Consider the following 8,041-nt stretch of genomic DNA (forward strand, 5'->3'; position numbering starts at 1 on the left):
CGTGCCGCCGACCCCCGCCTGCCGCCACCCGTCCTGTGGACGGCGCTCCGGCCTGGAGGAACGGTGCAGGACGGGCGCGCACGGCACCGCCGCCCGTGGTCGCGCGAGCAGCGCGCGCGGCCGTCGGAGCGCCGGGCCGGGCCGGGCCGTGCGACGTCGTTCACACGATCGCAGGCCGAGCGTGCCGAGCGCCCGGCTCACACGGGGATGTGCGTGCGCTCCCGCTCCCCCACGACGAGCCGCCGGTGCCACGCGAGCGCACCCTGGTCGGTCAGACTCGCGACCTGGTCGACCACGGCCCGCAGCCGTCCGGCGTCGTCGGACGCCGCCCGCCAGTCGGCCGCGAAGCCCGGCTCGAGGTCCGCGCTGCCGGTGGCCGCGAGGGCGTCGAGCAGTTCGGTGAGGATCCGCCGCTGCTCCTCGTACACGGGCTGCCGGTCACCGTGTGTCATCACGAACGCCGCCACGATGCCCTTGAGCACCGCGATCTCGCCGATGATCTCCGGCGGCGTGACCACCGAGGCGGCGAAGCGTACGAGCGACCCCGACGCGTAGGACTCCCGCGTCGCCGCCGTCGCCGTCCGGGCGAAGCGTCCGATGAGCTGCGAGGTGAGGTTCTTCAGCCGGGCGAGGTCACGCCGGGAGCCGTCGTACGACGTCATCCACAGCGGCAGCGACCGGAGTCGGTCGAAGGCCTCGAGCAGTTCTTCACGACTGAGGTCGTCCCCGACCCAGGCGTGCATGGCGGTGACGATGTCGTTCTCGCCGACGCGGTCACCGAGCGCCGCGACGTCGATGAACCCCGCCACGACAGCGTCTTCGAAGTCGTGCACCGAGTACGCGATGTCGTCGGAGAGGTCCATGACCTGCGCCTCGATGCACCGCTGCCGACGGGGAGCACCGGCGCGGAGCCACTCGAAGGCCGCGTGGTCGTCGTCGTAGAAGCCGAACTTGGTCCGGCCGGACGAGGCCTCGGAGACCCCGTGCGACGCCGGCCACGGGTACTTGCAGCTGGCGTCGAGCGATGCCCGCGTCAGGTTGAGACCGTAGGCACGGTCGTGGTCCGGACCGGAGCCGTAGACCTTCGGTTCGAGGCGGGTGAGGAGCCGCAGTGTCTGCGCGTTGCCCTCGAACCCGCCGATGCTCGCGGCCCACGCGTTCACAGCGGTCTCGCCGTTGTGGCCGAACGGCGGGTGCCCGATGTCGTGCGCGAGGCACGCGGTGTCGACGACGTCCGGGTCGAGGCCGAGGGAGTCGGCGAGCTCCCGGCCGACCTGCGCGACCTCGAGCGAGTGTGTCAGGCGGTTGCGGGCGAAGTCGAGCCCGGTCGTGGGACTGAGCACCTGCGTCTTCGCGGCGAGGCGTCGGAGCGCGCTGGAGTGCAGCAGCCGGGCGCGGTCGCGGGCGAAGTCGGACCGGCGGTTCGAGTGCTGCTCGGGGAGCCAGCGCTCGGCGTCGGCCGGACCGTAGGAGGCGGTGGCGCTCATCCGCCGCTGTGGTGCAGCTCGGCGGCGGCGAGGACCTTGCGGAACTCGGCGTCGACGTCGCGCGACTCGAGCCAGCGGTCGGGCAGGGCTGTCCGCTTCGGGTGCCCCGCGCGACCACGCGGGCCCTCGACGTCGGCGCCGGGGTACGGAGCCGTCCAGTCGAGCTTGCCGAGCAGGTCGTCGATCTCCTGCAGGGAGGACGCCATCGCGAGGCCGGAGCGCACGTCGCCGCCGATCGGGTACCCCTTGAAGTACCACGCGACGTGCTTGCGGACGTCGCGGCAGCCGTGGTCCTCGGAGCCGAAGAACTCGACGAGGAGCTCGGCGTGCCGGCGGAACGCCACCGCGACCTCGCCCAGGGTCGGCATCGCCCGGACGTCCTCGCCGCGGAACGCCGCCGCGAGGTCGCCGAACAGCCACGGACGCCCGAGGCACCCGCGGCCGACGACCACACCGTCGCACCCGGTCTCGTCGACCATCCGCAGCGCGTCGGCGGCGGACCAGATGTCACCGTTGCCGAGGACCGGGATGTCGGTGATCGTCTCCTTGAGCGTGGCGATCGCGGACCAGTCGGCGTGGCCCGAGTAGTGCTCGTTCGCGGTGCGGGCGTGCAGCGAGATCGCGGCGACACCGGCGTCGCGCGCGATGCGGGCGGCATCGAGGTACGTGAGGTGGTCGGCGTCGATGCCCTTGCGCATCTTCACCGTGACCGGCACGTCACCGGCGGCGCGCACGGTCTTCTCGACGAGGTCCTTGAAGAGGTCGAGCTTCCACGGCAGCGCGGCCCCACCGCCCTTGCGGGTGACCTTCGGGACCGGGCAGCCGAAGTTGAGGTCGATGTGGTCGGCGCGGTCCTCGCCCACCAGGATCGTCGCGGCCTCTGCCACGGTGTTCGGCTCGACGCCGTACAGCTGGATCGACCGCGGGGTCTCGGACTCGTGGTGCTGGATGAGCTGCATCGACACCGGGGTGCGCTCGACGAGCGCCCGCGACGTGATCATCTCGCAGACGTACAGGCCCGCACCGTACTCACGGCAGAGCCGGCGGTAGGCCATGTTCGTGATGCCCGCCATCGGCGCGAGCACGACCGGCGCCTCGACCTCGATCGGGCCGATGCGCAAACCCTTCGGAGGCGCTTGTGTGATCGTCATACGCTGCTCATTCTCCCACGTCGGCGCCCGCCGGTAGCGTTCTCCACATGACCGACACCGCGATCGCCCGCTTCGACGCCGACGCCGCCGCCCGCGGACTCCGCGTGGACCTCGTCGAGCGGCCGCCAGCGAACTCCCTCGAGGACGCCGCGGGACTCCTCGGCATCGAGCCCGGTGACATCGTCAAGACCCTCGTCGTGAAACGCCACGACGGCGGCTTCGTGCTCGCACTCGTCCCGGGTTGCCGCAGCATCGCGTGGAAGAAGCTCCGCTCCGTCGTGGGCGTGAACAAGCTCTCCATGCCGGACGCCGCGACCGCGCTCGAGGCCTCCGGCTACGAGCGCGGCACCATCACCCCGATCGGTGCGATGGGCGACCTGCCGGTGTACGCCGACGAGCGGATCCTCGGGCGTCGGGTCGCGCTCGGTGCCGGACGCCACGGGGCGAGCGCCTTCGTCGACGCCGACGAGCTCGTCGCGGCGTACGACGCGACGGTCGCCGACATCACCGACGAGGAGCCCGCCCGCGCCTGAACGCCCGGCGCTGGCGATCATCAGCTGACGATCATCAACTGAGGAACTGCAGCTGACGATCAGTCCGGGACCTCGGCCCACACGCCTTCGGCGCCCGGGACGAAGCAGGTGTCGCCCTCGCAGACCGGCGCACCGCCCGGGGTGACGAGCGTGAGCAGGCCGGGGCGCGCCTCCCGGTCGATCACCGTCAACGCGCCCGTGAGCGCGTCGGGCACCGACACCGGCGGAACGGCGGACGGGAGGCCCGGACGGGCCGCATCCGTCGGCTGTACGGCCGTCATCGGGTCGCCTCGGCGTCCGCGCGGGCGTCGTCCGCGGCACGCTGCGCGGCCTCGGCGAGCTCCTCGGGCGTGGTCTGCCGCAGCTGCACGACCTGCTGCAGGACCTGTGCGAAGGCGGCGGGGTCCTGCGCACCGGAGACGCCGTACTTGCCGTCGATGACGAAGAACGGGACACCGTTGATCCCGAACGCCTGCGCCTGCGCCTGGTCGGCGCGCACGGCGGCGAGCTGGGTGTCGTCACGCAGGGTCGCCAGCACCTCGTCGCGGTCGAGCCCGACCTCCGCGGCGAGGTCGGCGAGCGAGTCGTCCTGTCCGACGTGCTCGCCGCGCTCGAAGTAGGCGGCGAACAGGCGTTCGACCATGTCGAGCTGCTTGCCGTGCTCCTTGGCGAGGTGGATGACCTGGTGCGCCTTCACCGTGTTGGTGTGGTGCATCGCCTCGAAGTCGTACGCGAGCCCGACCGACTTCGCGACACCGGTGACGTGGTCGAGCATCTGCTGCGCCTGCTCCACCGGCATGCCCTTGTGGCCGGAGAGGAACTCGGCCTCGGTGCCCTCGAAGTCGACGGGGGTGTCGGGGCTGAGCTCGAAGGAGTGGTACTCCACCTCGACCGGACGGGCGTCGTCCGAGGCGGTGAATGCGGCAACGCCGGACTCGAACTTCCGCTTGCCGATGTAGCACCAGGGGCACGCGATGTCGGACCAGACATCGACCTTCACTGAATCGTTCACAGCGGCTGCAACGCTGGCCGGACGGGGCTATTCCGAGGTCGAGATCGAACCAGGGAACCGACGTCGAACCAAGCACAGGGCCTGGTTCGACGTCGGTTCCGTGGTTCGATGCGGACATGCCGCACCCGCAGCCGCAGCCGCGTCGCGTCGCGCGCGCTACGCGCCGAGGAGCCGCGCGGCGAGGTACCCCTGCAGCTGGTCCAGCGAGACGCGCTCCTGCGACATCGTGTCGCGCTCGCGCACCGTGACGGCCTGGTCGTCGAGCGTGTCGAAGTCGACCGTGATGCAGAACGGCGTGCCGATCTCGTCGTGGCGGCGGTACCGGCGGCCGATCGCACCGGCGTCGTCGAAGTCGACGTTCCAGTGCTTGCGGAGGTCGTCGGCGAGCCCACGGGCGACCGGCGAGAGCTGCTCGTTGCGCGACAACGGCAGCACCGCGGCCTTGACCGGGGCGAGGCGCGGGTCGAGCCGCAGGACCGTTCGCTTGTCGACGCCCCCCTTCGCGTTCGGAGCCTCGTCCTCGTGGTAGGCGTCGATGAGGAACGCCATGAGCGCACGGGTGAGTCCGAAGGACGGCTCGATGACGTACGGCACGTACTTCTCGTTGGCGGCCTGGTCGAAGTAGCGGAGGTCCTTGCCGGAGGCTTCGATGTGGTTCTTGAGGTCGAAGTCGGTGCGGTTCGCGACGCCCATGAGCTCGCCCCACTCGGAGCCCTGGAACCCGAAGCGGTACTCGATGTCGGCGGTGGCGTCGGAGTAGTGCGCACGCTCGCCGTCCGGCACGTCGAAGCGGCGGAGGTTCTGCGGGTCGATGCCGAGGTCGGTGTAGAAGGCCACGGAGTCCGCGATCCACTGCTCGTAGTGGGTCTCGGCGTCGGCCGGCGGCACGAAGTACTCGATCTCCATCTGCTCGAACTCACGCGTGCGGAAGATGAAGTTGCCGGGCGTGATCTCGTTGCGGAAGGCCTTGCCGACCTGCCCGATGCCGAACGGCGGCTTCTGGCGGCTCGTCGTGACGACCTGCGCGAAGTCGACGAAGATGCCCTGCGCGGTCTCCGGGCGGAGGAAGTTCAGCCCCTCTTCCGACTCGACCGGGCCGAGGTAGGTCTTGAGCATGCCGGAGAACTCACGCGGCTCGGTCCACTCGCCGCGGGTGCCGCAGTTCGGGCACGCGATCTCGGCCATGCCACCCTCGGGCTTCCGGCCCTTCTTCGATTCGAAGGCCTCGAGCAGGTGGTCCTCACGGAAGCGGTGGTGGCAGTGCAGGCACTCCACGAGCGGGTCGGTGAAGGTGGCGACGTGGCCCGAGGCCTCCCACACCTTGCGCGGCAGGATCACGGCGGAGTCGAGGCCGACCATGTCCCCGCGACCGCGGACGAACCGCTGCCACCACTGGCGCTTGATGTTCTCCTTCAGCTCGACACCGAGGGGCCCGTAGTCCCACGCGGAACGGGAACCGCCGTAGATCTCCCCCGACTGGAAGACGAAGCCACGGCCCTTGGCCAGGGCGATGACGCTGTCGAGACGGGAGGACTGTGCCAAGAGGGACTCCATGGGTCGCCGGACTGGGTGCCCGGTGCGGGAAGGTACCGGGCAAGCGTACCGGCCTCTCGACCGTCGGCGGACGGGAGGCGCGGCACCTGTGGACGGGTCGTCTCACCCCACAGGTCTGAAGCCGGGCAGTCCCCCGAGCACGTCGACGACGCGCGTCACGTCCTCGTCGTCGTTCCAGAGGTGGAGCGCCAGGCGGAGCCGGCCGGCCCGCCCGCTCGCGGTCACCCCCGCGTCCGTCAGCGCCCGGAGCGCTGCACCCGCCGGATCCGGGAACGTCGTGATCGCCTGACCGCTCCGCGGCGACCCGAGCGCGTCCGCGAGCCGGTCCGCCAGTCCGGTGGCGTGCCTCCAGGCCGAGGCTGCGTCGACCGACGCGAGGTGCCGCAGTGCGGCGACCGCCCCGGGCCAGGCCTGCCAAGCCGGCGACACGTCGAACCGGCGCGCGTCGTCGGCGAGCCGCATCGTCGGGCCGTAGCAGGACGACCACACGTCCGCGCCCGCGTACCAACCGGCCTGCACGGGACGGAGCCGCTCGAGCGCGGCGTCCGAGAACGTGGCGAACGCAACGCCACGCGGCGCGCAGAGCCACTTGTAGGCGTGGGTGACCGTGACGTCGAACGGTGCGGCGGACACCGGGAGCACCCCGGCCGCCTGCGTCAGGTCGCACAGCGTCATCGCACCGACCGCTTGGGCCGCGTCGAGCACCGGCGCCGGGTCGGTGACCACACCGCTCGAGGACTGCACCGCGGACCACGCGACCAGTGCCGTTCCGGGCCGGACCTCGTCGGCCAGCCGGTCGAGCGGGACGCTGCGCACCCGGACGCCGCGGTGCGCCTGCGCGTGGAAGGGGAAGACGACCGAGCTGAAGTCGCCGTCGGGGACGACGACCTCGGCGCTGTCGGGCAGCGCGGCCGCGGCGACCGCGACCATCGCGGAGGTCTGGGAACCCGTGGCGACCCGTGCGGGGTCGAGGCCGACGATGCGGGCGAAGAGCGCGCGGCCCTCCTCGACGAGGGCGCCGTACGCCACCGGGGACGACGCCGCGCGTCCCCACTCGTCGAGGTCCGCGCGCATGGCCGCGAGCGTGCCGAGCGTCGGGAGTCCGGCGGTGCAGGCGGCGAGGTAGCCGGAGCCGTCGACGAAGGAGTCCATACCTCTACCGTGGTGTCGGCCGGTCCATCACACCAGGGCAGCTTGCTTCGCTCCCCCATAACATGGTGTTGTGGACGGTCTCGATCCCCAACTCCTCCGTGTGCTCCGCGCCGTCCGCGACGCCGGGTCGATCAGCCGCGCTGCCGGTGCCCTCGGGTACAGCCAGCCGGCCGTCAGCCAGCTCCTCGCACGGGCCGAACGGCGGCTCGGGCACGACCTCGTGCTCCGCGGAGCACGCGGCGTCACCCTGACGGAGTCGGGGCGGGTCCTCGCCGAGCACGCCCTCGCGGTCGAGGCCGCGCTGGCCGCCGCTCGCGAGGACCTCGAGGCCGTCGGAGGGCTCGCCCGTGGGCGGGTGCGGATCGCCGGGTTCCCGAGCGCGTCGTCGACGCTCGTGCCGTCGGCGCTCGCGACGATGGCCGCTGACGCTCCGGGCGTGGTGACGTCGTACGTCGAGGCCGAGCCGCCCGAGGCGGTCGACCTCCTGCGCCGGGGCGAGGTCGACGTCGCGATCACGTTCTCGCACGCACCGCAGGACGACGACGTGCTCACCGATCCCACGCTCACGGCGCAGGTCCTCGGCCGGGACCCGCTCGCACTCGTGACCCCGACACGTCCGGTGAGCGCGACGCGCGCGACGAGTCCGGTGACCGCGACGAGCGCGACGAGTCCGGTGACCGCGACGAGGGCGGCGTCCGCGGTGTCCGCCGACGCGCCCGGCGCCGAGGTGGTCGCAGACCTCGCGGCGCAGCGGGACGCGAGGTGGATCGGGGGCTGCCCCCGCTGCCGTGGACACCTGCTGGCGTCGTGCGCGGCATCGGGATTCACCCCCGAGATCGTGCTCGAGACGGACAACGCTGCGGCCGTGGTCGGGCTGGTCGCGGCGGGCGTGGGCGTCGCGCTCCTCCCGCGGCTCGCGCTCACGACGACGATCGTGCCGCCGGGCGTGACGGTCACGCCGGCGGGCGACGAACTCGCCCGCCGGGTGGAGGTGGTCGTCGCCCGGGGCGCCGAGCGTGTCCCGAGCATCGGCGCCGCGCTGGCGGCGGTCGGTGCGGCGGCGCACCTGCTCGGCTGACCGGTCACGCCTCCGGCACCGGCGCGGCACGCGTCGGACGGGAGGCGCGGGTCGACGCCGCCACGGGCCTCCCG

General features: G+C 72.3%; 8 protein-coding genes. 2 read left to right on the top strand and 6 right to left on the bottom strand.

What is annotated here, in order from left to right; all coding sequences use genetic code 11:
• Nucleotides 1-197: 197 nt before the first annotated feature.
• Together NS184_RS03440 and dusB are read right to left on the bottom strand one after the other, a co-directional pair.
• Nucleotides 198-1,487: a deoxyguanosinetriphosphate triphosphohydrolase gene (locus tag NS184_RS03440; RefSeq protein ID WP_058724738.1), complete on the bottom strand. Its 1,290-nt coding sequence runs from the start codon at nt 1,485-1,487 to the stop codon at nt 198-200.
• Nucleotides 1,484-2,638, bottom strand: a complete 1,155-nt coding sequence (gene dusB, locus NS184_RS03445; protein ID WP_058724739.1) for a tRNA dihydrouridine synthase DusB — start codon at nt 2,636-2,638, stop codon at nt 1,484-1,486. The genes NS184_RS03440 and dusB overlap by 4 nt, the downstream gene beginning before the upstream one ends.
• Nucleotides 2,639-2,685: 47 nt before the next feature.
• On the opposite strand from dusB, the gene NS184_RS03450 reads away from it, so the two are divergent.
• Nucleotides 2,686-3,171 carry an aminoacyl-tRNA deacylase gene (locus NS184_RS03450; RefSeq protein ID WP_058724740.1) on the top strand — a complete coding sequence of 162 codons (486 nt, stop codon included), beginning with the start codon at nt 2,686-2,688 and terminating at the stop codon, nt 3,169-3,171.
• Between the two features lie 59 nt (nt 3,172-3,230).
• Here NS184_RS03450 and NS184_RS03455 read toward each other — a convergent pair whose 3' ends face one another.
• From NS184_RS03455 to NS184_RS03470, 4 genes are all read right to left on the bottom strand, one after another.
• Nucleotides 3,231-3,452 (bottom strand): hypothetical protein, encoded by a 222-nt coding sequence (locus NS184_RS03455; RefSeq protein ID WP_058724741.1) that lies wholly within the window; start codon nt 3,450-3,452, stop codon nt 3,231-3,233.
• On the bottom strand, nt 3,449-4,183 hold the full coding sequence (locus tag NS184_RS03460; protein WP_058724742.1) for a DsbA family oxidoreductase: 735 nt from the start codon (nt 4,181-4,183) through the stop codon (nt 3,449-3,451). Before NS184_RS03460 ends, NS184_RS03455 begins: the two co-directional genes overlap by 4 nt.
• A gap of 156 nt (nt 4,184-4,339) precedes the next feature.
• On the bottom strand, nt 4,340-5,725 hold the full coding sequence (locus tag NS184_RS03465; RefSeq protein WP_058724752.1) for a glycine--tRNA ligase: 1,386 nt from the start codon (nt 5,723-5,725) through the stop codon (nt 4,340-4,342).
• A gap of 114 nt (nt 5,726-5,839) precedes the next feature.
• The gene (locus NS184_RS03470; protein ID WP_058724743.1) at nt 5,840-6,889 is read right to left on the bottom strand and encodes an aminotransferase class V-fold PLP-dependent enzyme; all 1,050 of its coding nucleotides are present in this window, start codon (nt 6,887-6,889) and stop codon (nt 5,840-5,842) included.
• Nucleotides 6,890-6,959: 70 nt separating this feature from the next.
• Between NS184_RS03470 and NS184_RS03475 the strand changes: the two genes are divergently transcribed.
• The gene (locus NS184_RS03475) at nt 6,960-7,967 is read left to right on the top strand and encodes a LysR family transcriptional regulator (protein WP_058724744.1); all 1,008 of its coding nucleotides are present in this window, start codon (nt 6,960-6,962) and stop codon (nt 7,965-7,967) included.
• The last annotated feature ends 74 nt before the right edge of the window (nt 7,968-8,041 follow it).

It is taken from the genome of Curtobacterium luteum (genome assembly GCF_001475545.1).
Classification (GTDB): Bacteria; Actinomycetota; Actinomycetes; order Actinomycetales; family Microbacteriaceae; genus Curtobacterium; species Curtobacterium luteum_A.